Raw genomic sequence first — 21,915 nt, 5'->3', positions numbered from 1 at the left:
ACAGCTTTGAAACCGCGAAAAACGAGTTCGGGCTCGATCACAACGAGAGCAGATCCTGGCATGGCTGGCACCGTCACGTGTCCCTGGTGATGCTTGCCTTCGCCATGATGGCCGCGATCCGACATCGCGCTAACCCGCCACCGCCCAAAAAAACAAAACGGCGCCCCCCGGCAAAAGCCAAAACACAACCACGGCGCCGCTGATCCGTTGGTCAATCCAGGAAAACCGATGGGAAATGCCCCGATCTATCCGCACTGCAGGCGATGGCAACAAAGGAGGACGAGGCGAAGCTATCTACCACTGCGGAGAAGCCCCCCAAGGGGCCGATCTGAAGTCGCCCGCAAAGCTGGAAACCGTGAAGTCGACCGAAAGCGTGGTCTTGAGCGAATGGCTCTCTTCGCCTGCCATCAGATTGTTTCGGACCAGTGCTCCCAATCGGTAAAATAGAGATTCCGCTGCGGATGATAGAGCGGATTTGAGTCGTCTCCGTCGAGCGGCTGGTCCAGCTTTCTCGTTCCGAACTCGCGCGGAAATCGATAGTTCTCGGGCCGGAAGTAGTCCCAGGAGGGAAGCGAGAAGCGTGGCTCCCCGGTATGGGCTCGAAGGATTCGTTCGAAATAGTAGGTGTAGGCGCGATGCCACGGGAGAAAATTGGCTGATGTTTGTCCAAAATGCGGGCACTGGTTCCAGAACTTCTTCTGGTCGACGGCAATGAGATTTGGATCGCCGGCCGCGGCGTTCTGGATCAGCTCGACCGTGACCCCGTGGATCGACGCCTGGAAACACCAACTTAGGGGATCGGATGGTTTTCGCGCCTTCATGGCGCGCACTCCACGCCGCAGCGCCTTCATCAGATCCGCATCCTTCACGAATTCATCCAGAGGAATTCGCGTCGGAATCTTGTCCTTGGTGATATCTTGCGCAGCTGGCGCGGCAAAGCTTACGATGGTCGCGCCGGCGAGTTGAAGCGACTTCCGGCGGCTTACGATCATTGTGCACCTATGTGCGGATTCCGAGACGATGGTGCGCACCGTACCGATTTGATGGCGCGCAGGGTTCCGAAATGATCACGCGCAGCATTCCGAGCATTCTCCGCGCAGCATTCCGATTTGATCGCGCGCAGTTTCGGATGGTGTGAGGCCTGATCGTTGGGCCATTTCTCCGGCTGGAAACAGCTTGGAGAATTGGATGCCGACGAGGAGGGTTATCATGCGCCAGGTGCGCGAGATTGTGAGGTTGAGCCTTGAGGCTGGGCTCTCGACGCGCGTGGTTGGCGAGCGTGTCGGCGTCGGGCCGACGACGGTACGTGACACGCTGAAGCGGTTTGCGCGCGCGGGTCTGGCATGGCCAGTCCCGGAAGCGATAAGCGACGCCGAGCTGGAGCAGCTGCTGTACGGGGTGCCTGGCGTGAAGCCGGGCCGCCGCAAGGTGGCCGAGCCTGATTGGTCCGTTATTGCCCGCGAGCTCAAGCGCAAGCACGTGACCTTGCAGGTGCTGTGGGACGAGTACAATGCAGAGCATCCGGACGGCTATCGGTACAGCCGTTATGTTGCGGCCAGATTTATGTTGTCGCTGCTGGAGTGAGCCAAGGATTTCGCGAACCTCCTCGGCTCGCTCCGCAACATAAGAGTGTGACCTTTCGGCCTACAGGGCCTTCAGGAATGCCATCAACGACGGGAGAGAGGGTTGCCGAGGTGGCGGCCTCAGGCTGCTGATATCGACCCTGGCTAACGCCTCTGCTTTCATCTCCAGGTCGACTTCAGCATAGATGTGCGTGGTGTCTAATGACACGTGGCCCAGCCAAGCACGGATCGTGTTGATGTCGACGCCGGCGCGCAGCAGGTGCACGGCCGTTGTGTGCCGAACCGTATGTGGGCTCACGCGCTTCGTCGCCAACGTCGGCACCGTTTCGCGCGCCATAGCGGCATATTGCGTCACGAGACGGTGTATTCCGAAGCGCGTCAAAGGCTGGTTCGTCCGCCCGAGAAAGACCGCTTCACTTTTGCTCCGGTCGGCCACAAGACGAGTCAACGAGGTTGCCGTCGTTGACCACAATGGACAGATTCTGATCTTGTTTCCCTTGCCGTGAAGTCGCACTGACGAGGACGCGCCCAGTTGGAGATTGCCGACCGTCAATTTTGCTGCCTCATCGGCGCGAGCACCGCTGTTGTATAGGAAAAGCAGCAGAACATGGTCGCGCACCCCAAGACTCGTGCGTCGGTCAGGTTGGTTTCCGAAACGCGCTATGTTGGCGAGGTCGGCCTGGATGCAGGCCCCCGTTTCTATAAGTCCCTTGAGCCCCAGAAACGTGTCTTCCGAACGATCCTCGAGCAGCTGCGCGGATGCAGGTGGAAAAATTCTCACCGTCCACAGCGTGAGGACTGCGCCGACAGTGCTTGACATGATTGAGGAACACCTGCCCCGGCACCGCGGCACCGTCGTTCTACACTGGTTCACCGGCGGCAAGCGCGATATGCAGCGCGCGGCCGCCTTGGGATGCTATTTTTCTGTCAATGCCGAGATGACGCGCTCGGACCGGCGTCGGATCCACGTCACCGAAATGCCCTTGGATCGCATTCTCACCGAAACGACGGTCCTTTCACTCAAATGGAAGGCAGGCCGGCGGAGCCGGCAGACATCCGACTAACGGTCGCATCTATCGCCGATGTCAGAAAAATAGCTGCCGACACCGTGTCCGACATTATTCGCGCAAACCTGCAGACGCTCCTCAAAACCTGAGCGATCCTCTCACTCGGGCTCCTTTGTTGCCGCAAGATCGGAACCACTTGTCTGGTGGTCGAACGAACGCAATCGCGCGGCGAATTTTGTCAACCCCGCTCTGAGCTCGAGGTCGGCAACGTCCCAGGAAGGCAAGCTCTTCGTAAGGTTGGCCGCCGCCTCTCGTGTTGCGGCTTCGATAAAGCCCGGTGCTTCGTCGAATAGCTCAACGAGAAAACGTCCGGCGACAACACTCGGACGCCGAGCTTTGCGAGCTCGCTTGCATCGAAATCATTGAGGTTGTTTGTGATCAGTGCACAGGCTTGCACCGCGACGGCTGCACCGGCTACGTGGCGGGCTTTGGGATCCGTACTTCCGATAGCTTGGTCGGCGTCGAAATCGCAAATGATCGCATCCGGAAAGTGCTTGCGAATGAGCGGCAGGGTTCGCTGCGAAACCCGATCTCTCGTCCGATCCTCGAGATTGCGGAGCCACTCATCTTCGATGCGATCCGTCCACCGCGCCTCGAACGCGTCATTCAACGCAAGCTGAAGCAGGAGATTGCGAAGTGCGTTTGAGTATAGAACGTTTGCATCAAGGAGTCCGGTTACCGGTCTCGGCATAGTTCGCCTCGAGATCCTCGGTATCGGCAGCTATTTCAGCCGCAGCCTTCCGTCGCTGCTCCTCATGCTGCTTCAGGCGCGCGACATCTGCGACACGGATTCGTCTATGGGTGCCTACCTGCCGGAACGGCAGTTTCCCCGCATCCATGCGCTTGTACACGACGGGACGAGAGATGCCCAACATCTCGGCTGCCGTCTCTGGGGAAACCTCATGCTCCGCCTTGAAGACCAAGGTTTCGCCCGGCTGCGAGATGGCGTCGAGAAAATCGTGCACCGCTCGCAAGAGCGATGCAGGCATCTCTGTCAGGATCGGCTTCCCGGAGGGATCTGTGAAGAACAGGCCGCCAGGCGCTGCAAGCCCGCCAAGCAGGCCCGCGCCCTTCTTTGCCTCTTCCCGATCACGATCATCGATCTTGAGCTTGGTGACCACGTCAGTCATGGCCCATACCTCCGCGCAACTGTAATAAGTGTAATGATTGTCAGATGACATTTCAAGACAGGTATAATTGTCCCAGTAATAACACAGACTTAGATTATCAGAAGGCGTTGTGCATCGATCACCAAGCCTCTTTTGGTCCCCGGCGAGACTCGCGTCGATCGATCGCCGTCGGTAACGTTCCGAAAAATTTTCGCAAAGCCTTCCCGGAAAGGCCACCTGCAGCGCAACACGCATTGGAGGCCTGGTCGGCAATCAATGGACTATGAGGCGACGCATCTTTCCCTCGGCGAGGTTCGCCGCATCATCGGCCGCTTGCGCGGGCCCGACCTCGTGCGCCTGTCGTTGTTAGCCCGCGCCTGGGCAGCCGGCCTACGCTACCATGATACGGATGATCTCCTCTACGAGGCGCTCGACCGCATCTTGTCGGGGCGGCGGCTGTGGCCCAGCGAAGTCCCGCTTCCAGCATTCCTTTCACAGGTGATGCGCAGCATCGCGAGCCAGTGGCGCCAGGAAGATCGTCGCGAACCTCTGAGGGAAGACGAAACCGACCAGATGTTCGAGGACGAGACACAGGATCCGTCAACCAGATACGAAATGGACGACCTCATCTCACGAATGCGTTGCGCCCTTGCTTCGGATCCGATCGCTTTAGGCATCTTCTATGACCATACATTGCATGGATTTCAATGAGAAAACTTTCGAATAGTCAGTTTTGATACTTATACTCCAGACCATGACGAAGCTCGATACCCTCAAAAGGCACTGAAGCCCGGCCAAGCCTATCGGCGCGCGGATCTGGCGCGCTGGTCGACCTCTGTCGATCGGCATCTCAAGCAGCTGGTTGAGAGCGGTACCCTCAAGAAGCTTTCGGGCGGGCTCTAGGCGCTACGCCTATCCGAAGGAAACGGTGTTTGGGCCGGCTCCCGCTGCTGACAAAGAAGTCGTTAGCGCTTTTCTCAAGGACGATACATTTCTCCTGGCTTCGCCGAATGCCTACAACAGTCTGGGAGTGGGCACGACGTAGCTTTCCGACAAGACCGTCGTCTACAACCACAAACGCCACGGGGAGTTTCAGTTAGGCAGCCGCAAGTTTGCGTTTCGCGTGAAGCCGCGCTTTCCAAAGTCGCTTACAAAGGAATTTCTCCTTGTTGACCTCGTCAACAACGTTGATCAGCTCGCGGAAGCCAAGGACGAGGTTCTCAAGCGGGTAATGCAACGCGCCGCGTCGGCCGACCGGCGGCGCTTGCGTCGCGCCGTCCGCGAGTATGGGAACGAGCGAACAAAGAAATTCTTCGAGCGTGCGCTAAGGGCGAGCGAATTGCATGCGGGGTGATATCCTCCACAATCATCCTCAGTTTGCTGACCTGATCCGGATTGTGGCGGAAGGAAGGGCATTGATCCAGCTCTCGTCGAAAAGGACTACTGGATCATGCATTGCCGCTACGGGCTGCAGCAGTCGGCTTCACATTCCAGCTGAAGGGTGGAACTTCCCTTTCGAAAGGACATCAGATCATCAATCGGTTTTCGGAGGACATCGATATTCATCGAAACTCCGGCCGACCGGGATGTGAAGACCGGCAAGAACCACAACAAGCCGCCGCATATTCAATCCAGAAAGGACTTCTTCGACTGGCTGGCCCAAACGATCAAGATCGACGGCATCACGAAGGTGGAGCGCGATACCGCGTTTGATGATGTGCCCGATTATCGGAACGCAGGAATCCGTCTGATTTACACGAGCATCGCTGAACCGATGGAAGGACTGAGGGACGGCGCCCTGCTCGAGGCCGGCTTTGACAAGGTCGCGCCAAACACACCCGAGGATATCAGTTCCTGGCTTTATGACCGGGCCGTCGCCAGCAACGTCGACATCATCGATAACCGCGCCAACGCGGTGCCTTGCTACGATCCTAGCTACACATTCGTGGAAAAGCTGCAGACGATCTCGACCAAGTTTCGCAATCAGCAATCCGATGTCGGCGATCCGGTCGGGTTCCTGCGGCACTACTATGATGTCTACGAACTGCTCCAACGTCCGGAGGTTCAGGAATTCATCGGCACGGAAGAATACAAGCAGCACAAACAAAAGCGATTTCGTCAGGGCGACAACCAGAACATCGCTGAGAACGAAGCTTTTCTTCTGAGCGACGCCGAAACGACGGCCCTGTATGCGAACGCCTATGACCGCAGTCGCGCTCTCTATTATGATGACCCACCCAGTTTCGAAGAAATAAAGACTGAGATCCCGGAGTGGATCGATAAGCTTTAGGCGGGAAATCAATCAAAAGAGACGGTTCGGGTTGTCGCATGAACTCAACGCGTGAGACGACACGAGAGTTGATTTACGGACCAGCTTTTTCAACTGTTCAATGAGGCGATAGACCGAAGCCAGTGCAGCTAATGCTGTAGCTTCGCTACATGCTTCGCCCGAGCGCAGTGCTCTACCGGGATGAATGAGGTTCCGCGCATCCTTCGCAAGGTCCGCTTGGTGCTCGGTCCGGCGTCGATCACACCATTTGAGACCGCAAGATTGATCAAATCAGCGAGATGTAGCTGGTCCAGCGGTCGCTTCGGCGCAGTCATAAGTGACACCTGCTTCAAGGCCCATAGGTGTGCGTGAATGAAGTCGATGGTCGGCGTTGCCTCTGCTGTTTAATCAAGCGAGACTCCGAGGGGATGCGCCCTGGCCGCAGAGTGAGACAACACTCAGCCAGACGATCCGATACAGTTCGTCGCAGCTCTCGCCCACGCGCGCCTTGGTCAGCGAGCCTCGTTTCGAACACCCTTCACTCCAATGTTGGCATTGACGCGCATCTCTCCATGCGCGATCAACGCTTTGCGCTGTGCACATTTGATCATGATTTCCAAGTCTACAACCTGACGCGGCGTGAGTTTCAAGCTCTTTCTTCCGAGTGAGTGTTGCGCTGCCGTTACAGCAATCCCCGATGACGTTGCTAAGACGCGCACGGCTTGGGGGCCATCTAAAGGAAAGAAACTGGAAATGAAGAACTTGTTGCTTGTGACTTGCAGCATCGTCGCGCTTGGCGCGGCCGCACCCGCATTCGGCGCGGATCTCGCTGCGCAGCCCGTCTATAACGCGCCGCCGCCACCGCCTCAGGTCGCGGCCGCGATCTACGACTGGAGCGGTTTGTACATCGGCATCAACGGCGGTTGGGGCTTCAGCGATGCAACCGGTAGCACCGTGGGTGGCCAGATCGGCTATCGCCAGCAGATGGGCCAGGCGGTGTTTGGTATCGAAGGTCAGGGCAACTGGGCTGATTTCAGCGGCTCCAATGTCAGCACCACCTTCCCCCTCAATACTAACCGCAGCACGACCGACGCGTTCGGCCTGATCACCGGCCTGATCGGCTACACCTCCAACAACGTTCTGCTTTACGCCAAGGGCGGTGCTGCGGTGACGAGCAACACCCATCAGGTCACCTCAACCCTGACCGGCGCGCAGCTGGCGAGCACCGACAATACGCGTTTGGGCGCCGCGGTCGGCGCGGGTGTGGAAGTCGGCTTTGCGCCGAACTGGTCGGTCGGCGTCGAGTACGACCACCTGTTCATGCCGGACGCCAACGTGAGCTTCACCACGGCCGCTGGTGTGGTAGCGACCGATCGCATCCGCCAGGATTTCGATCTCCTGACCCTGCGGCTCAATTACAAGTTTAGCCCGCCGGTTCTCAAATACTGATCTCTTCGCGTCAAACGGCGGATCGAAAGCCCCGGCCCTCGGGCCGGGGCTTTTTTCGCGCTATTCATCTGCCGCGGAACGTACTTCCGCGGACATTCGACCCGAGACCTACTTCCATTCTGCGGTCCGCAACGCACTGTTCAGCTTACGCATCTCACGTTTGGAAGCGCCGGATCGGCTTTCAGCCCGCTCACACGGCTAGATTGCTAAGAGTATGGTACTGCTTGTGCTCGACGTCTGGGCATTCTGCGGCTGCCGGTTGTGCAGAACGCTTGGTTCAATTGTCATTCCCCCTTGACCTTGTGCTCAACGCGCGGATACACGGCAAGAGAAACCGGTTTGTGTCTGTTGACGATTCAGGCCCAACCCGAGCCACTGTTTGCCTACATCAACAGCCAGGTCATTTGCGTCACCCTTTTTGGTCTTCTGGACTTGGTGCTATCAGACGCTTGGGCATAGCTGCGCTTTCATCGGGCAGCTGATCGGGCACTTGGTTTCGTGTCCTGCTCCCATCCTGCTCCGCCTTTGCGATTCATGCATCGCAGACGCCCGAATGCCTGCGCCGCGTTCCTTTACATTCAAGGAACGCGCAATGCCCACTACGGTGGAAGAAGCATACTATCTGCCTAAAGAGGGCGGCGGCGTCGGGTCGGTACGCGTGGGCAATTTCGGATACTCAATCTTAGGCGGCTGCCCAGTCAGCGAATTCAGAAACGCAACAATATCGTTCTTTTCCTTATCGCTAAGCTCGATGCCGAGCTGGGTTTCACCCATCACGCCAACCGCTTGCTTAAGGCTCCAAACCTGGCCTGAATGGAAGTATGAGGCCCGCAACGCGACGTTGCGCAACGGCGCGGCGCGGAAAACGTATTCGTCGCTGGCCGCCTTGGTGACCGCGTATCGGCCCTTGTCGGAGGCCGGAAGCAGGGTTGCGCCCGGCCTTTCGATCACGCCGAACGGGAAGTAATCCTGTCCACCGACGTTGATTCCGTTGTGACAAGAGGAGCACCCGTTTGCATGAAGAGCTTCAATCCTGCCTTCTGCTGATCATTGAGAGCAGTCGTATCGCCTTCAAGGTACTGATCGAAAGGAGCACCGGGTGTAATCAGAGTCGCTTCAAAGGCCTCGATCGCCTTCGCGAAGTTGTCAAAGGTGACCGGCGACGCCTCGTTCGGGAACGCCTTCTTGAACATGACCACATAGTCACTCATCGAATTCAACGCATTGAGCACATGATCTGGGGTCGCGTTCATTTCGACACGCGCCTGCACGGGTCCCTTAGCTTGTGCCTTGAGGTCTGCGGCACGTCCATCCCAGAACTGCGCCACATTGAATACCGCGTTATAGACGGTTGGCGCCCGACGTGGACCCTGCTGCCAGCCGTGCCCGACCGAGGTCGGACCGGCATCGACTCCGCCGGTACCAAGATTATGGCAGCTATTGCAGCTGATAATCTCGCTGGCTGACAGCCGCGGATCGAAGTACAGCATCTTGCCGAGTTCGACCTTCTCGTGGGTGACCGGATTGTCCTTCACTGCAGGCATGATCGAGGGGATCGGTTTGAAAATCTGCCTAGCAGCTCTCATCAAATCATCATCGGCGCTAGTCTGTGTGAGGCCAACATCGCAACGGCCGCAACGGATAGCTTGCGTACGAGGTGAAGCTCCCATATCGCTGACTGCTTCACAATACCTCTCATCGGCACCAGGGCATCGTCCCTGTTTATGTCACGCACTGACGCTTGTCCCAGTGATGGCTGCATAGCAACCGCCGTGCCAGTGGCGCTCGCAAGAGCTAAGCTGCTGATTTAGCCTTCAAAGCAACTGCGATCCCGCGGAGAATGTTAGGTGTCTTGAACCTGACAGAAGCCGTGCGGTGTCAGAAACGCGACAGCCACGAACTAGCGGCGGCCGATTCGTGGGTGGCCGGCGCAGGCCTTTTGTGATTATATCGATGCGGCATCCAACTCGCTGCTGTTCTCAACGAGATTAGATCGTCATGCCATGGAGAATCCTGCGAGCGGACGCCACACGCTCAGGTCAGTTAGCATCCAGTCGCCAGCGCTGGTGCCGCCGAGAATTCAATGAGATTGAGGCGAATCGCCTTTACGATGGCCTGGGTGCGGTTCGTCGTACCCAGCTTGCGCATCACGTTCCTAATATGAAAATTGACTGTATTGTCGCTGACCTTCAGGATCTTCCCAATTTCCCAAGACGATTTTCCCTCTGCCACCCAGCGCAGGCAGTCTTTTTCGCGCTTAGACAGGATAAGTTTCCTGTCGCAGCTGCTATCCGAGGGCCGCGCGATCTCCGCAAACGCGATATGAAAGTGCCAGGCCAGTGTGTTGAGGTGACTCATACGATACTGAGGATCGGCGTCGTCGAACGGAGATGCAAAGGATACCACAGATACTCGGCCCAATGCCCCAAACAATGGCACGCTCATACCGTGCTTCAGACCTGCCTCTCTGGCCTCGTCCAGTACGCGCTGCTCGCCGGATTGCAGTTGATATTGCTTGGCGAGTTCGTCCCAGAGAAACGGCCCCGGAAGCATTGGTGTCCGCCGGACCACCGGGTCGATGACACGGTAGTTACGTTCAAAATAACGGTGGCACCAGTCAGGCGGGAAGTTCACGGTCACCGCGGGCGGTAGATACTCCGGTAGACGAGGCGGCTCCGCGAAGGTGAGTGCTCCGTAAGCGACTTCACTGAAGCCCTCCTCGCTCGCACAGCTCACAAGAAGATCGAACAGCGCTTTAGTAGAGCGCGTTTGCTTCGCGCATTCGATGAAGCTGAATAAGTCCATGTGGCGCCTCACGAGGGCAGCCAAGAGGCCGCTATTGCGCCGTTCGATTGAGTGTTTTAGGCGGAGTCTAGCTTTATTCCGCTCAGCGAAGCCCTTGCTCCGCTCTTCATCTAGTCTGAACGCTCGTGCGCTGCGGCAAATGCTATTCCCGAATTCGTTGACCTCTCCCAGCAGGCGCCCAGAAGGGACAGGTCAATCGAAACCGTGGGCACGCCAATCAAGCACCGCAGCTGCAGCGCCACTCTCACTTAAGCTCGAACAGCCCACCATAACCGTGGCACTGGTAGCTCCACTTCATGTCGCCAGAGGGCTCGCCAACGACGCGGTGGGTATCGCCTTCGATGCAGCCGTCGAGGGTGATCTCCACGTCGCACTTGGCCTTCGGCTCGAAGCGACGCGCGGGGCCGATTTTCACAAGCGAAAGCAGCTGCGGCGACGGCATCGTGCGCGCGCACCCCGATATGGGAACGACCGAGATCGATGTGATAGCGGTTGTAGAACAGCTTCTCTTCGAGGCACACTGAGGGCTCGACATTCATGTTTCAATCTCCGTAGTTGGCATCCACGATTAGAGAAGGCTTCAGTCTCTTGTTTGTGCATGATCTTTTTCGAAAACCGGCGGCCACTTTTCCGGATCGTGCAGCGGCACTGGGCGCGGGCGAATATTCGCCGCGCTTGGCCGCAGCGCCTTCATGTCGAACTTGGCCATAGGTAACGCGGAGGCATGCCGGCTATCCCGGAGCCGACCACGATGGCGTCGACCCTTACCTTGATCGTGACAGCCTCCTCTAGCTCGCGATCTGAACGCACGAATGCGGCCGCAGACGCGCACGAAGGCAGCATCGGCGCCGCCAGCAGCCGGTTCGCGTCACTGCCAATATGGGCGAATTCGAAGATCGGCGCGTTCTTCCCGTTGCTAATGGCGACGATCAGGTCGGTGCCCTTGACGCCGCCCCGATGCAGGATCGCGCCGGAAAGGCCGGCCGCGATATAGAGAGCTTTGGCCGCATGATCTTGCCGGTGTGACCGATCTGCCGGGCGGAGGTGACCCAGCCCTTCTGCGCCAGCGGATCCGAGCAGCCATATTTGGCGCTGAGGACAGCGGCGAGCTGGCCCAGAATTTGAAAACTTTCAGCCGATCGGAACTCAAGAGCCTCGGCGACCACGACATCGGCATACGCGAGATTGACGTTTGCGGAATCGCAGTCCGGCACGAATGGAGTCCTGCCCCGGATCCGGGGCCCCCGTCTTGGCGACGTAGGTGAGCTGCAGCAGGCCGGGCCGCTTGGCAATGCCGGGCTCGACCTTAGCGGTGTCGCCGTCGATCGTCTGCTTGCCAGTGAAGATGACATCAGCCGGGCAATACTCCCTCCCAGTCTTGCGGATTGCGGTCGCCAACGCATAGCTGCTCGCCAGTGTGCCGTCCTGGCGAATACGCAATCAATGACCGCACGATGTGGTCGACGCCGAAGGTCAGTGCCTTGCGTAGGGCTCGGCGGCCATCGATGAGCACGGTTATCTTGCCGCCGCACTCGTCGCTTAGCTCCGGCACAGCTCGCAGCGCGAACAGATCGTAGCTGTTGATAATGGTCGGCGTCGGCATCCCGATGGCGCATGGAGTTGTTGGCCACGGGGCGCACGCGGATCTGAGCGAAGTTGAAAACCTGCTTGATGCAGACGATACCGTGCATGCGGTACTCCACAAGTTCCGAGAACCTGGGATGAGAACAGCAAAGCTCGTACCAGTTGCGGCGCTCGCGAGAATCAGGCGTTAAGACAAATGCTTGAGAGAATTGGCGATCGATTGGGCACGAGAGGCGATCGACGCAATTGCGACATGGTCAGAAATCCGACATCGCCGTTTGCAGCAGCCGCGACATTAGTTGATGTAGATCAAGAAGAGCGCAGCGTAAGACGGATATGTTCTCTCCTCATCTGCGGTGAGAGCGGGGGCGCGTAACACACAAGGTGAGCGGCCACAGCGTTCACGAGGACGAAGAACCAAACCCCCTTTCGCCTTGGACAACGCTTCGCATCGCCAGGAGCAGGACGAGATTTCGGATCGTACTCGAGTTCGAGCAGAGCAAGAAGTGCTGAGCTGATGAGGTTTGCCCATTGTCGAAAGGGTGCACTTTGAATTTCCGCCACCAACGATCGAACATCTTGTGATTGTTAGGGCTTAGCCCCGGACTCCCGCGGCATCCTATTGCGACTCGCAACACGTTGCGACCCAGTCAACTACCAACGCTAGCAATTGATTGAAATGACAGAAGCATGTCACCTACGGTTGGGCTGCGGGATTGCCCGCGTGGCTTGCCTCGATCAAGGACTTGACGAAGCACGCCCCGAATGTCCGGCCGGTCGAATGCACCTGCAAGGAGTGGCATGCAAGATCAATCACAATCTTTTCTCGCCAACGGCCCTGATCGATGCGCTAACTCCTCACTTGCAGAAATGCTGCGCGTTGAGATTTGCTGCAACCGCGAGCTCTCCTTCCTCATGGAAGCTCATGATGGGCTCTCGGGCGCGATCGCCAAGCGCGCAGGCTTCAAAGGTCTGTGGGCGTCGGGCCTGTCAATTGCCTGCTCTCTCGGCTACCGCGATGCCAACGAAGCATCATGGAGCCAAATCGTCGATGTGGTCGAGCGCATAGTAGACTCGACCGAGCTGCCCGTGCTCGTTGACGGCGATGGCGGCTTCGGCAATTTCAACAATGCGCGCCTCTTAGCGCGCAAACTCCGTCAGCGTGGCGCTGCCGGGATTGCGCTGGAGGACAGCTGTTTTCCGAAGATGAACTCGTTTGTGGGCGATCGACATCCCCTAGCCGATATCGACGAATTCTCCGGCCGTCTGCGGGCAGTGAAGGATACAGTCGCGGACGACTTGGTTCTTGTAGCCCGGATCGAAGCGCTGATCGCCGGCCATGGAATGGACGAAGCAATTTTACGCGCTAGCGCGTACGCCGCCGCGGGCGCCGACGCGATCCTTATTCACTCGCGCAAGAGCACCGCGGACGAGATCCTCTCGTTTGCGAGTACCTGGCAGAACTGCCTGCCTGTCGTAATCGTTCCAACGAAATATTATCGAACACCAATCTCTGCATATCGTGATGCCGGCATCTCCACAGTGATTTGGGCCAACCACTCCATGCGAGCTGCAATAGCGGCAATGCGGCACGTCTGCGGCCGCATTATCGCCGAGGACGGCATTGCCGGCATTGAGCCTGATATCGCGACGCTCGACGAGGTCTTCGATTTGTTGAGATACGACGAATTGGCCCGTGCGGAAGCGCGCTATCTCCACGCCCCTGACCCAACGCAATAGCTTGTCATCCACACAACAACATACTCATTCGCGAAGGACTGCTGCGATGCAACCGCCTGCCCTATCGTCACGCTCCACCTGCAATCTATCGAGGAATTTTTTGCCTCGCAACTATTGGAATGTCGTCAAATGGCGTAACAGACCTTGCGCGGCCGCACTGTGTAGTCCTGCCCTTTCTTGGCTCGATCTGTTCATCTATCCCGATGACCAGGCACCGAAGAACAGCCACGAGCTCATTTCTTTCTCAGAACGACCGACGAACACCCTGATTTATGTCCTTTGAACCGTAGGCTCGCATTTCCAAGGACTGCGGCAGCCTTCACGCCACCGCAGCAACCATAAGAGACGGCCTGAAGTTGCTCTACGACTCGTCAGCGCCTGGAATGACTTGGCAGGAATCTCGCGACGATGGAAGGGAATGAAATGACTATCGATGCTCCCAAGAAAGCCGTCATTCTCGCGGCCGGCTTGGGCTCCCGCCTGCGTCCCCTAACCGATCTGCGCCCGAAGCCGCTGGTCAAAGTCACCGGAACTCCCATCCTTCACAACGCTCTGCGCAATCTGGAAGCCGTCGGCGTGGAAGAGGTGACGATCGTCGTCGGTTACCGGAAGGACGCAATTCAATATGCCTGCGGCAGCCGCTTTGGCCAGCTCGAGATCAAGTATGTCGAGTCGACCGTGTTCGACCGTACCGGCAGCGCCTATTCCCTGTGGCTGGCGCGCGACGCGCTTCTTTCCGGAGACTGCTTTCTTCTCGAGGGCGACGTCTTTTTCGAGGAGAACGTGTTGCGCTACCTGATGATCGGAGAGGCGACCGATGTGGCTGCAGTAGCTCCCTTCAATGAATGGATGGAAGGGTCGGCAGTTCTGTTGTCGGATAGCGGGTTGATCTCAGGTTTCCGCATGAAGCAAACCGCAGCAAACCTTGTTGGGGATGGTCCTAGACTATTCAAGACGATGAACCTGCTACGATTCTCGGCGCGGACTCTCAGGGCAACGATTGTTCCAGGGCTGGACGATATCATCGGCTCCGGAGCTACTCAGGCCTACACCGAGGAGCTTCTTGCATATCTGGTGGAAAGGCGCGGCCTAAAGCTCGCAGCGGCGCGTTGCGACGCTCTCAGGTGGTACGAGATCGACAGCCCCGAAGATCTGCGCATCGCAGAGCGCATTTTGGCAAGATGAATGCCTTCGGCGGGCCATCATTCTTCTTTCGCACGTATTCCTTCTCTTCCAGGGACCTGGGCTGGCCGCAGCGGCGGCCCTTTGGGCTGTCCTATTCGATCCCTCGACGGGATTGCAGCTCGCACGATGAATTTCGTTGCAATGAAAACTGCATATAGGCGCATTGACTAGGCGAACGCGTGCGTTCTTCTGCATTCGTGACAGCAACGGTCAAACCATCTCCTACTGGCGCCTAGCAGCACTGCCGCCTCAATTCTATAGCGACATGCAGTTGGCGCCCGGCCAACTACAAACGTTGGTAATTGATCTAGGTGATAGAAGCATGCCACCTATCGGTTGATGAACGCCGGGCTGGTCAACCGCACCTGCAAGGAGTTCGGCATGAGTTCTCCGAAGATGAATTCGTTTGTTGGCGATCGGCATCCCCTCGCCAAGATCGGTGAATTCTCCGGCAGACTGCGAGCAGCCGGGGTCCGACTCTCCTGCGGCATCAATCTCGAATGCGCCCGCATTCAATCGGAAGAAGGCTTTGCCGGTATTGAGAAAGGAGTCTCCGGTCTCGATGAACTCTTCGCCTCCTCGGCTGCGATGGGCTTGCCCAGGCGGAAGAGCGGTATCTGCCGAAAGCAGATCGCATACCGACGGCCACGCGGCGCGGATCACCTCCACAAAATCGACAATCAACTCAGGAGGAGCGCACATGTTGGCGCACCGGATTTCTTTGGTTTCAAGTTCGGGCACTGCCGCCGCCCGTGAGGCAGCCAAGAGAGCTTCCGCGGCCGGCCATCAGATCATCGACTTGGCGGCCGGCGAAGTCATCACGGAGCCACCATCATCCGTGCGCGAAGGAGCGATTGCCGCCATCAATGCGGGGACGAACCGATACACCGATTCCATCGGCCTAACGCCGCTTCGCACGGCAGTCGCCGAAAAGCTGTCGGCGGAAACAGGGATCCGTTGGAATACGGATGACATCGTAATCACTGCGGGTGCAAAGCAAGGACTGCTCGACGCTGCCTTGGCCGTACTCGATCCAGGTGACGAGGTCATCATTATTCGCCCCTGCTGGCCGACATTCCCGTGTCAGGCTCTTCTCGCCGGCGCAACGCCCGTGTTCGTTGATGCTGGCCCCCCGACATATATTCCCGATATCGGCGCAATCCGCGCCGCCGTCACGCCGCACACCAAAGCCATTATCATCAACTCGCCAAACAATCCTACCGGCGCAGTCTATGATCGAACGACTCTTCAAGCTATCGGCGATCTCGCAATCAACTATCAGCTCTGGATCGTTTCCGACGAATGTTACTCTAGCTTCGTATTCACCGGTTCGCGTCATGAGTCGATCGTCATGGCGCATCCGGGCGTACGTTCACGGACGATCCTGGTTAACGCCTTCTCCAAAGAGCTGGCGATCACGGGTTGGCGACTGGGTTATTTCGCGGCACCGCCGGAGATCATTTCTGCGGCCAAGAAGCTGCAGAGCCATACGACCTCGAATGCCAACGTGATCGCGCAGTACGCGATCCTGCACCACCTTGAAGTCAGCGACGGCAGCTTTGAACGGGAGATGCATCAGCGCCTGGTACGGGCTCGTAACGCTGGTCTTCTCATTCTCTCCGGTCTGCACGACGTGGCCACGCCGGAAGCGAAGGGCTCATTCTTCTTCTATCTTGATTTGAGTAGGCTTGTCTCCGCTCTGCCGGCTCGAGGCCCCATTCGATCAACCCACGACATTGCACGAGTGCTCCTGGAGGAAACCGATGTGGCATCCGTTGCCGGTAGCACCTTTGGCGACGTGAACGGCCTGCGTCTCTCCTTCGGCGCTCCACCAGACCTGCTGGAGTGCGGGCTGAGACGGGTCGTTGACACCCTGAACAGCCTGAAGACCAAGTACGCAGCGGCCTAACCAGAAGGAAATGTTGGATGCTCAATGGTACACGGGCCGTGATTCTTGCTGCAGGGATCGCCTCAAGGCTGCGCCCCTACACGGAATCCCTCCCAAAACCATTGGTGGAGCTGAACGGAAGCGCGATGCTGCACAACGCGCGGCATCAGCTCTCGGCACTCGGAATCGTGAAGCAACCATCGTCGTGGGTCATCGCAAGTAAGCCCTCGAGCAGTCCTGTGGCCACCATTTCGCGAATGTCGCCATCGAATATGTCCATAATCCCATGTTCGATATCGGACCGGCAGCGGCTATTTTCTATGGCTAGCGCGACTCCAATGCTTGCCGGCGACACCGTCTTTCTCGAAGGCGATGTGTTCTTCGAACGCGAAGTTTTCGAAAGAACGCTTCAAACCGTGTCGCCAACCATGCAGAGCGCGGCAGCTGTCGCATCTTTCAAGGCATCCATGACTGGCTCGGTCGTCGAGCTGGCTGAAGATGGCTCCGTCGCCACCTTCTTCATGCACCAGACGCCCATTGAACCGCAAGCCAGAGGTCTCTTCAAGGGGATCGATCCGACGTGCTTCTGCGGCGTTGGATTACGCGAACATCTGGCGCCGCCGCTCCAGGGGGCGGTCGAGAGTGGTCATCGGACGGCCTATGTTGATCCTGGCGTTCCTTGTGGAAAGCCGAGGACCCCAGCTTTCGACGACCGATTACAGCGATACACGCTGTTCGAATTCGACAGCGAAGATGACCTTCACCTGGCGGAAAGGATGTTCGCGCCGCCCGGCGACCTTATACTTCCCGCGGCAACTTTGATCTCGCTGGCAGCAGGAGCACGACGATGATCGGATATCTTCGTGACTATGCTAATGCCATTACCGCCCTCGCCTACCTGTCTGCGGTCATCGGGCTTTTCCTTGCCTTCAACGGCAAGATTGAGCTCGGCGTTGCAGCGATGCTCTGGACTTGGTTCCTCGACCATTGGGACGGTCACGTTGCACGCAAGACGAGCCATCTTCGTCGTCCAGGCGTGGCAGAGTTCGGAAAGAGCTTTGATGGATTTGCCGACCTCATTCATGGGGTGGTCTTTCCCGCCGCGATCATCATCCTTGTTGGTCAAGGTACGGCCCTGTCGCTCCTAGCAAGCTCGTTGCTGGTTTTGGCAGGTGCGATCAGGCTCAGCTATTTCGAGAATGTCGGATTGACCGACGACGCTTGCTTTATCGGCATTCCGGTCTCGTACGACACGCCACTACTGGCTGTCCTGCTCCTCGGTCGCCCTTTGTTACCGGATAGTATCTTTCCGACGGTCGTGGCGATCGCCTTTATGATACTGGCACCGCTTCATGTGACGACTTCGATCCGCGTTCCGGCTATTCGGGGGACCGCAGTGCCGATCGCCACCGGCTTCGCGATCGCGGCATCTATTGCTCTGGTGATGATCTCCCAACCCGGCTTCCAACCATAGGATCAGTGGCAAATCATAAGATTGTGGCTAGGAAGAACGAAATGAACGATGTGAGCGAGATTACTCAAGCGCAGCCGGTGTCACCCAAAGCGATGCCGATCGATTTTGGGCGGAATTTTCCACCTCCCAGCCCCGTGGTTCAACGCGCTCTAACGAACACATTGGCCGACCTTGGACGTACAAATATTGCCGATGCCATTCGCTTTCCGCGCTTCATGGGAACGGTGGGCGATCGAGAGGCGGGAGCAAGCTGGATTGGTCAACGGCTGGGTCAGAAGCCGGACATGGAGCGTGTCGTACTTGCAAACGGCTCACAGAGTATCCTAGCGATGTTAATGGCTCGGTTCGTCAAACCCGGCGGTGTCCTTCTAACGGAGGAGCTGACCTATCCAGCGATCAAGCCACTTTCGGCCCTGTTTGGGATCGAGCTCCGCGCTGTATCGATGGATGCTGAGGGCATTGATCCGGCAAGTCTTGATAGAACCTGCGTCGAGCTCGGCGACAATGCTCGGGCCCTCTATTGCATGCCCACACTGCATAACCCAACGTCCGCAACAATGTCTGAGGCACGGCGCGCGGACATTGCGACAGTGGCTCGCCGATACGACCTTTGGCTCTTTGAAGACGATATATACGGCGTCCTGCCGGAAGAGGCCCCTCCCCCACTTGCTCTCTATGCGCCCGAGCGCAGCTGGTACATTTTGGGACTGAGCAAATCTCTCGCTGCGCAGCTTCGGGTGGCGTATGTCGTCGGACCCAATCCGGACATCTCGCGAGATGCTTTTTGGCCTGGAGTGCGGACCACGAATTGGATGGTGGCACCGCTGGTGGCGGAGGTCGCATCGCGTTGGCTCGCAAATGGGATCGCCTCGGAAATACTGCGATCGGTGCGAGCAGAAACGTTGAGACGCCGGGCTCTTGCTGCGTCGATTCTGCCCTACATTCAGACTTCCCCAAGCGCGTTCAACTATCATCTTTGGATCGAGTTGCCGAAAGCATGGCGGCTCGACGCGTTTGTCAAGGCGGCCCTTGATGCTGGAGTGGTTGTTGGATCCGGCGATTCATTCGCCGTTAACAGTCAACAGGGCGACCGCAAGTTTCGCATCGGCTTGGGCGTACCGCCGGATCAAGATGAACTTATTCGCGGGTTGAAGACAATTGCATCTTTTCTTGATGCAGGCCGCGGATCCGGGGTTGGACCGATGAAGGGCCAGTCGCTGCGTAGTGCAGCAATAGATCAGTCCCCGCCCAGCGATACCGACTTACGCGTTTGTTTCATTTCCGAAAAAGCAGGCCTTGACCTTCGCACTTCGGAATTGGCACCCGCACCTGCGAAACCAGTTCCGGCCTATCCTTACGCCAAAGTCTTATTTCACGTTGGCGCCTACTGCGGATCGATCCTGGCGTCCGTGGCAACGTTTATCCTCGAAGATATGGAGCCGGATCAAGAAAGTCAGTCATCAGGGCGCAGTTGGCGAGTTCGTGGAATGGCAACGGCCAAAGATTTCCGCCACCTTGGTTTCGCCAGTGCCGTACTCCACCATGGTCTCCGTGAAATCCGTAGGCGTGGTGGGCTTGTGGTGTGGTGTAACGGGCGAAAAACGGCTGGCTCGTTCTATCGACATCATGGGTTCGAACAGATTGGCGACGAGCGGCATGTGCGGGGCCTTCCACCCCATTACCGCTTTAAGAGAGCTATAGGACAGCCGCATTATTCTTAGGCCATAACGCTAACATCGGCCTCGCTGCCTGCTTCGAACTCTGCTCGTTCTCAAATTTTGCTCAACAGCCAGACGGTATCCCTGCTCTCTGCCCAACACCTCATTGGCTCGGTGTGGAATCGAGGCTGCTTTGGAGAAATATCATGTCGACACAGATTTCGGCGAAAACCGTTGGATGGGAACATTATCAGACCCTTGGTGAGCACTACGACAAGGAACGACCCGGATATCCCATCAGCGTAGTTCACGAGATTGCGGGGCGGGCTTTGTCCTTGCCTCACTCCTCCCGCCGAGTGGTCGACGTAGGCTGCGGGACGGGCATCTTCACGCGAATGTTGGCCGATGCTCTTGATGGCTCGTTTGAAGTCCGTGGTCTCGAGCCAAGTTCGATGATGATTCGACAGGCAACTGAAGCAACAAAGTCGCTTCGGCCGATTCTCTTCGTCCAATCTACGGCGGAAAAACTTCCGTTCAGCGATCGGACGATAGGGGTGATAACGGCCGCTGGTGCCGCACAACTCTTTAACCGGATGCTTTTCTACGCAGAAGCGCACCGCGTCCTGGTGGATAATGGCCTCCTTGCGATATTGCAGAACAAGCGTTGCCATCAGACCGGCTTCTTCCAGTCCTTCGAGCTTTTCCTCGAGAAGTTCGTTCCAGGCTATCGAACAGGCACTTACGCGGATGCTCGGGGCGGACATTCGGTCGCCAACTTCGAGGCTGAGCTTGCCTCAGACGATCGCTTTTCGAACGTGATGGTCCAGAGATGGGACTGGACAAGAACGTTTACTATCGAGAGCTTTGAGGCGTTCGCCTTGTCAACAATCCAACTCAAAATGGCGAGAACAGCGCACGCCAAAGACATAATCATGAAAGAGCTACGGTCAATCCTGTCCGAGCACTGTGACGCTGTCGGCAGCATTAATGTGATCTACAGCACCGAACTCACAACTGCAGTGCGGACCGTGCAGTAATTAGTCCCGTAGGTGAGGCGGAAACACCATGCAGCCATCAAGAATCTGGTCGGAAATCGACTTTCAGAAGGAAGGCAAGGCCACCGGCTATCTTCGTGTGCCGATCTCCACCAATGCCTCAGCATACGGATGGATCCCAGTTCCGATTGCGAGCATCAAGAATGGATCGGGCCCTCGGGTATTGTTGATTGCGGGTAGCCACGGCGATGAGTGGGAAGGCCAGATCATGCTCATAAAGCTGATCCAGTCCGTACAGGCACAGGATGTTAACGGGCATTTGATAATCCTGCCCGGGGCAAATGCGCCAGCTGTTGAAGCTGGCCAAAGAGTCTCTCCCTTGGATGACGGAAACCTGAATCGCAGCTTTCCGGGGGATCCGAATGGGACCCCGACGATGATGATCGCGCATTTCATCGAAACGGTCCTGTTGTCGGGCTGCGATCTGGTTTGTGATTTTCATTCGGGAGGCAGTTCGCTGGAATACTTGCCTTCTGCTGTGATTATTGCTCCGAAGTCCGCTTCACAACTCCGCCAAAGTCTAGCTCTCCTTCGAATTTTCGGCTTACCTGTTGGGTTCGCGACAGATGCATCCACAGGCGGCGATCGCAGCTTGACCGGTGCTTGCGATCGGCTGGGGAGCATCCCTTGTCTTTCGACAGAACTGGGCGGTGGGGGCACCGCGTCACGCACTCTGCTGCGCGCTGCAGAGGATGGTCTTGCGCGCGTTTTGCATCATATCGGTGTCCTGAACGCTGCTCCGAAGGAGCCCAATTCTTGTTCGACCCAACTCCTCTATCGCGTTCGACCAAACGACTTCGTTTACGCCCCTGCAAAGGGCCTATTCGAGCCCTTTGTAAATCTCGGAGATACCGTCAGCGATGGTCAGGAGGCGGGGCGCATTCACTTTACCGAAGAGCCTTGGCGGAAGCCTGTCACAGTTCACTTTGGGGTGGGTGGCATTGTTTTGTGCCGGCGTTTTCTGGCGCGGGCAAACCTTGGTGATTGTCTGTTTAATACTGGGAGAACGTGGATCCCAGAGTAGCACAATTGAGCTGCCAGACAGAAAT

The 21,915-nt window shown here is 57.4% G+C and carries 22 protein-coding genes and 5 pseudogenes; 16 read left to right on the top strand and 11 right to left on the bottom strand.

Features of this window, described 5'->3' with window-relative positions; translation table 11 throughout:
* A pseudogene (locus tag C7G61_RS35820) lies at positions 1-203 on the top strand (IS701 family transposase); the annotation flags it as partial.
* 204 nt (positions 204-407) lie between these two features.
* On the opposite strand, the gene C7G61_RS35815 reads toward C7G61_RS35820, so the two are convergent.
* Positions 408-992, bottom strand: a complete 585-nt coding sequence (locus tag C7G61_RS35815) for a tyrosinase family protein (protein WP_108522408.1) — start codon at positions 990-992, stop codon at positions 408-410.
* A gap of 217 nt (positions 993-1,209) precedes the next feature.
* On the opposite strand from C7G61_RS35815, the gene C7G61_RS35810 reads away from it, so the two are divergent.
* A complete protein-coding gene (locus tag C7G61_RS35810; protein ID WP_190242126.1) occupies positions 1,210-1,584 on the top strand; it encodes a helix-turn-helix domain-containing protein in 375 nt (124 codons plus the stop codon).
* A 60-nt stretch (positions 1,585-1,644) separates the two neighbouring features.
* Here C7G61_RS35810 and C7G61_RS35805 read toward each other — a convergent pair whose 3' ends face one another.
* The gene (locus C7G61_RS35805; RefSeq protein ID WP_108522406.1) at positions 1,645-2,403 is read right to left on the bottom strand and encodes a tyrosine-type recombinase/integrase; all 759 of its coding nucleotides are present in this window, start codon (positions 2,401-2,403) and stop codon (positions 1,645-1,647) included.
* Between C7G61_RS35805 and C7G61_RS46350 the strand changes: the two genes are divergently transcribed.
* Entirely contained in the window at positions 2,309-2,647 is a 339-nt protein-coding gene (locus C7G61_RS46350) for a TatD family hydrolase (RefSeq protein WP_244608618.1), read from the top strand. The genes C7G61_RS35805 and C7G61_RS46350 overlap by 95 nt on opposite strands.
* A 181-nt stretch (positions 2,648-2,828) precedes the next feature.
* Here C7G61_RS46350 and C7G61_RS47610 read toward each other — a convergent pair whose 3' ends face one another.
* A complete protein-coding gene (locus tag C7G61_RS47610) occupies positions 2,829-3,341 on the bottom strand; it encodes a PIN domain-containing protein (protein ID WP_108522404.1) in 513 nt (170 codons plus the stop codon).
* Entirely contained in the window at positions 3,313-3,780 is a 468-nt protein-coding gene (locus C7G61_RS35790; RefSeq protein ID WP_190242124.1) for a helix-turn-helix domain-containing protein, read from the bottom strand. Before C7G61_RS35790 ends, C7G61_RS47610 begins: the two co-directional genes overlap by 29 nt.
* Positions 3,781-4,035: 255 nt before the next feature.
* On the opposite strand from C7G61_RS35790, the gene C7G61_RS35785 reads away from it, so the two are divergent.
* From C7G61_RS35785 to C7G61_RS35770, 3 genes and pseudogenes are all read left to right on the top strand, one after another.
* The gene (locus C7G61_RS35785; RefSeq protein WP_108522402.1) at positions 4,036-4,470 is read left to right on the top strand and encodes an RNA polymerase sigma factor; all 435 of its coding nucleotides are present in this window, start codon (positions 4,036-4,038) and stop codon (positions 4,468-4,470) included.
* Between the two features lie 744 nt (positions 4,471-5,214).
* Positions 5,215-5,292, top strand: a pseudogene (locus C7G61_RS46340) (hypothetical protein); the annotation flags it as partial.
* Positions 5,293-5,347: 55 nt separating this feature from the next.
* Positions 5,348-6,049: a nucleotidyl transferase AbiEii/AbiGii toxin family protein gene (locus C7G61_RS35770; RefSeq protein ID WP_108522400.1), complete on the top strand. Its 702-nt coding sequence runs from the start codon at positions 5,348-5,350 to the stop codon at positions 6,047-6,049.
* A gap of 491 nt (positions 6,050-6,540) precedes the next feature.
* On the opposite strand, the gene C7G61_RS45095 is transcribed toward C7G61_RS35770, so the two are convergent.
* Complete coding sequence (locus C7G61_RS45095) at positions 6,541-6,678, bottom strand: hypothetical protein (protein ID WP_190242123.1); 138 nt, start codon at positions 6,676-6,678, stop codon at positions 6,541-6,543.
* Between the two features lie 103 nt (positions 6,679-6,781).
* On the opposite strand from C7G61_RS45095, the gene C7G61_RS35765 reads away from it, so the two are divergent.
* A complete protein-coding gene (locus C7G61_RS35765; RefSeq protein ID WP_108522399.1) occupies positions 6,782-7,477 on the top strand; it encodes an outer membrane protein in 696 nt (231 codons plus the stop codon).
* A 618-nt stretch (positions 7,478-8,095) separates the two neighbouring features.
* Here the strand turns inward: C7G61_RS35765 and C7G61_RS35760 are convergent.
* The 6 genes and pseudogenes from C7G61_RS35760 to C7G61_RS47605 form a co-directional block, all read right to left on the bottom strand.
* Positions 8,096-9,101 (bottom strand): annotated as a pseudogene (locus C7G61_RS35760) (cytochrome-c peroxidase).
* 419 nt (positions 9,102-9,520) lie between these two features.
* On the bottom strand, positions 9,521-10,282 hold the full coding sequence (locus C7G61_RS35755) for a helix-turn-helix transcriptional regulator (RefSeq protein WP_108522398.1): 762 nt from the start codon (positions 10,280-10,282) through the stop codon (positions 9,521-9,523).
* A 244-nt stretch (positions 10,283-10,526) separates the two neighbouring features.
* Entirely contained in the window at positions 10,527-10,724 is a 198-nt protein-coding gene (locus C7G61_RS35750) for a hypothetical protein (protein WP_420836821.1), read from the bottom strand.
* A 138-nt stretch (positions 10,725-10,862) separates the two neighbouring features.
* A complete protein-coding gene (locus C7G61_RS47110; RefSeq protein WP_274542302.1) occupies positions 10,863-10,991 on the bottom strand; it encodes a hypothetical protein in 129 nt (42 codons plus the stop codon).
* Positions 10,992-11,070: 79 nt separating this feature from the next.
* A pseudogene (locus C7G61_RS35745) lies at positions 11,071-11,499 on the bottom strand (FAD-binding protein); the annotation flags it as partial.
* 134 nt (positions 11,500-11,633) lie between these two features.
* Positions 11,634-11,885, bottom strand: a complete 252-nt coding sequence (locus C7G61_RS47605; protein ID WP_108522397.1) for a hypothetical protein — start codon at positions 11,883-11,885, stop codon at positions 11,634-11,636.
* 851 nt (positions 11,886-12,736) lie between these two features.
* Here C7G61_RS47605 and aepX point away from each other — a divergent pair.
* The 9 genes and pseudogenes from aepX (at position 12,737) to C7G61_RS35695 (ending at position 21,890) form a co-directional block, all read left to right on the top strand.
* Positions 12,737-13,606 carry a phosphoenolpyruvate mutase gene (aepX, locus tag C7G61_RS35735; RefSeq protein WP_108522396.1) on the top strand — a complete coding sequence of 290 codons (870 nt, stop codon included), beginning with the start codon at positions 12,737-12,739 and terminating at the stop codon, positions 13,604-13,606.
* Positions 13,607-14,029: 423 nt separating this feature from the next.
* Positions 14,030-14,791, top strand: coding sequence for a phosphocholine cytidylyltransferase family protein (locus C7G61_RS35730; RefSeq protein WP_108522413.1), 762 nt, complete (start codon positions 14,030-14,032; stop codon positions 14,789-14,791).
* A 390-nt stretch (positions 14,792-15,181) separates the two neighbouring features.
* Positions 15,182-15,696: pseudogene (locus tag C7G61_RS45090) on the top strand (hypothetical protein); the annotation flags it as partial.
* On the top strand, positions 15,591-16,700 hold the full coding sequence (locus C7G61_RS35720) for a pyridoxal phosphate-dependent aminotransferase (RefSeq protein ID WP_420836820.1): 1,110 nt from the start codon (positions 15,591-15,593) through the stop codon (positions 16,698-16,700). The pseudogene C7G61_RS45090 and the gene C7G61_RS35720, both read left to right, overlap by 106 nt.
* Before the next feature lie 17 nt (positions 16,701-16,717).
* A complete protein-coding gene (locus C7G61_RS35715; RefSeq protein WP_108522393.1) occupies positions 16,718-17,530 on the top strand; it encodes an NTP transferase domain-containing protein in 813 nt (270 codons plus the stop codon).
* The gene (locus tag C7G61_RS35710) at positions 17,527-18,153 is read left to right on the top strand and encodes a CDP-alcohol phosphatidyltransferase family protein (RefSeq protein ID WP_108522392.1); all 627 of its coding nucleotides are present in this window, start codon (positions 17,527-17,529) and stop codon (positions 18,151-18,153) included. Before C7G61_RS35715 ends, C7G61_RS35710 begins: the two co-directional genes overlap by 4 nt.
* A gap of 41 nt (positions 18,154-18,194) precedes the next feature.
* A complete protein-coding gene (locus C7G61_RS35705) occupies positions 18,195-19,874 on the top strand; it encodes an aminotransferase class I/II-fold pyridoxal phosphate-dependent enzyme (protein WP_108522391.1) in 1,680 nt (559 codons plus the stop codon).
* Between the two features lie 143 nt (positions 19,875-20,017).
* On the top strand, positions 20,018-20,848 hold the full coding sequence (locus C7G61_RS35700) for a class I SAM-dependent methyltransferase (protein WP_108522390.1): 831 nt from the start codon (positions 20,018-20,020) through the stop codon (positions 20,846-20,848).
* A 28-nt stretch (positions 20,849-20,876) separates the two neighbouring features.
* A complete protein-coding gene (locus C7G61_RS35695) occupies positions 20,877-21,890 on the top strand; it encodes a succinylglutamate desuccinylase/aspartoacylase family protein (RefSeq protein WP_108522389.1) in 1,014 nt (337 codons plus the stop codon).
* Positions 21,891-21,915: the final 25 nt, after the last annotated feature.

The organism is Bradyrhizobium algeriense, from assembly GCF_003062295.1.
Taxonomy (GTDB): domain Bacteria; phylum Pseudomonadota; class Alphaproteobacteria; order Rhizobiales; family Xanthobacteraceae; genus Bradyrhizobium; species Bradyrhizobium algeriense.
The sequence above is the reverse complement of the archived record's forward strand: the minus strand, read 5'-3'. Positions and strand labels throughout refer to the sequence as shown.

Coding starts and splice junctions, on each gene's coding strand:
- C7G61_RS35785 (WP_108522402.1), top strand. CDS start 4,036: ATGGACTATGAGGCGACGCATCTTTCCCTCGGCGAGGTTCGCCGCATC.
- C7G61_RS35750 (WP_420836821.1), bottom strand. CDS start 10,724: ATGCCGTCGCCGCAGCTGCTTTCGCTTGTGAAAATCGGCCCCGCGCGT.
- aepX (WP_108522396.1), top strand. CDS start 12,737: ATGCTGCGCGTTGAGATTTGCTGCAACCGCGAGCTCTCCTTCCTCATG.
- C7G61_RS47110 (WP_274542302.1), bottom strand. CDS start 10,991: ATGGCCAAGTTCGACATGAAGGCGCTGCGGCCAAGCGCGGCGAATATT.
- C7G61_RS35710 (WP_108522392.1), top strand. CDS start 17,527: ATGATCGGATATCTTCGTGACTATGCTAATGCCATTACCGCCCTCGCC.
- C7G61_RS35805 (WP_108522406.1), bottom strand. CDS start 2,403: ATGTCAAGCACTGTCGGCGCAGTCCTCACGCTGTGGACGGTGAGAATT.
- C7G61_RS35790 (WP_190242124.1), bottom strand. CDS start 3,780: ATGACTGACGTGGTCACCAAGCTCAAGATCGATGATCGTGATCGGGAA.
- C7G61_RS35705 (WP_108522391.1), top strand. CDS start 18,195: ATGAACGATGTGAGCGAGATTACTCAAGCGCAGCCGGTGTCACCCAAA.
- C7G61_RS35765 (WP_108522399.1), top strand. CDS start 6,782: ATGAAGAACTTGTTGCTTGTGACTTGCAGCATCGTCGCGCTTGGCGCG.
- C7G61_RS35700 (WP_108522390.1), top strand. CDS start 20,018: ATGTCGACACAGATTTCGGCGAAAACCGTTGGATGGGAACATTATCAG.
- C7G61_RS35815 (WP_108522408.1), bottom strand. CDS start 992: ATGATCGTAAGCCGCCGGAAGTCGCTTCAACTCGCCGGCGCGACCATC.
- C7G61_RS35715 (WP_108522393.1), top strand. CDS start 16,718: ATGCTCAATGGTACACGGGCCGTGATTCTTGCTGCAGGGATCGCCTCA.
- C7G61_RS35730 (WP_108522413.1), top strand. CDS start 14,030: ATGACTATCGATGCTCCCAAGAAAGCCGTCATTCTCGCGGCCGGCTTG.
- C7G61_RS35810 (WP_190242126.1), top strand. CDS start 1,210: ATGCGCCAGGTGCGCGAGATTGTGAGGTTGAGCCTTGAGGCTGGGCTC.
- C7G61_RS47610 (WP_108522404.1), bottom strand. CDS start 3,341: ATGCCGAGACCGGTAACCGGACTCCTTGATGCAAACGTTCTATACTCA.
- C7G61_RS47605 (WP_108522397.1), bottom strand. CDS start 11,885: ATGCCGACGCCGACCATTATCAACAGCTACGATCTGTTCGCGCTGCGA.
- C7G61_RS35755 (WP_108522398.1), bottom strand. CDS start 10,282: ATGGACTTATTCAGCTTCATCGAATGCGCGAAGCAAACGCGCTCTACT.
- C7G61_RS35695 (WP_108522389.1), top strand. CDS start 20,877: ATGCAGCCATCAAGAATCTGGTCGGAAATCGACTTTCAGAAGGAAGGC.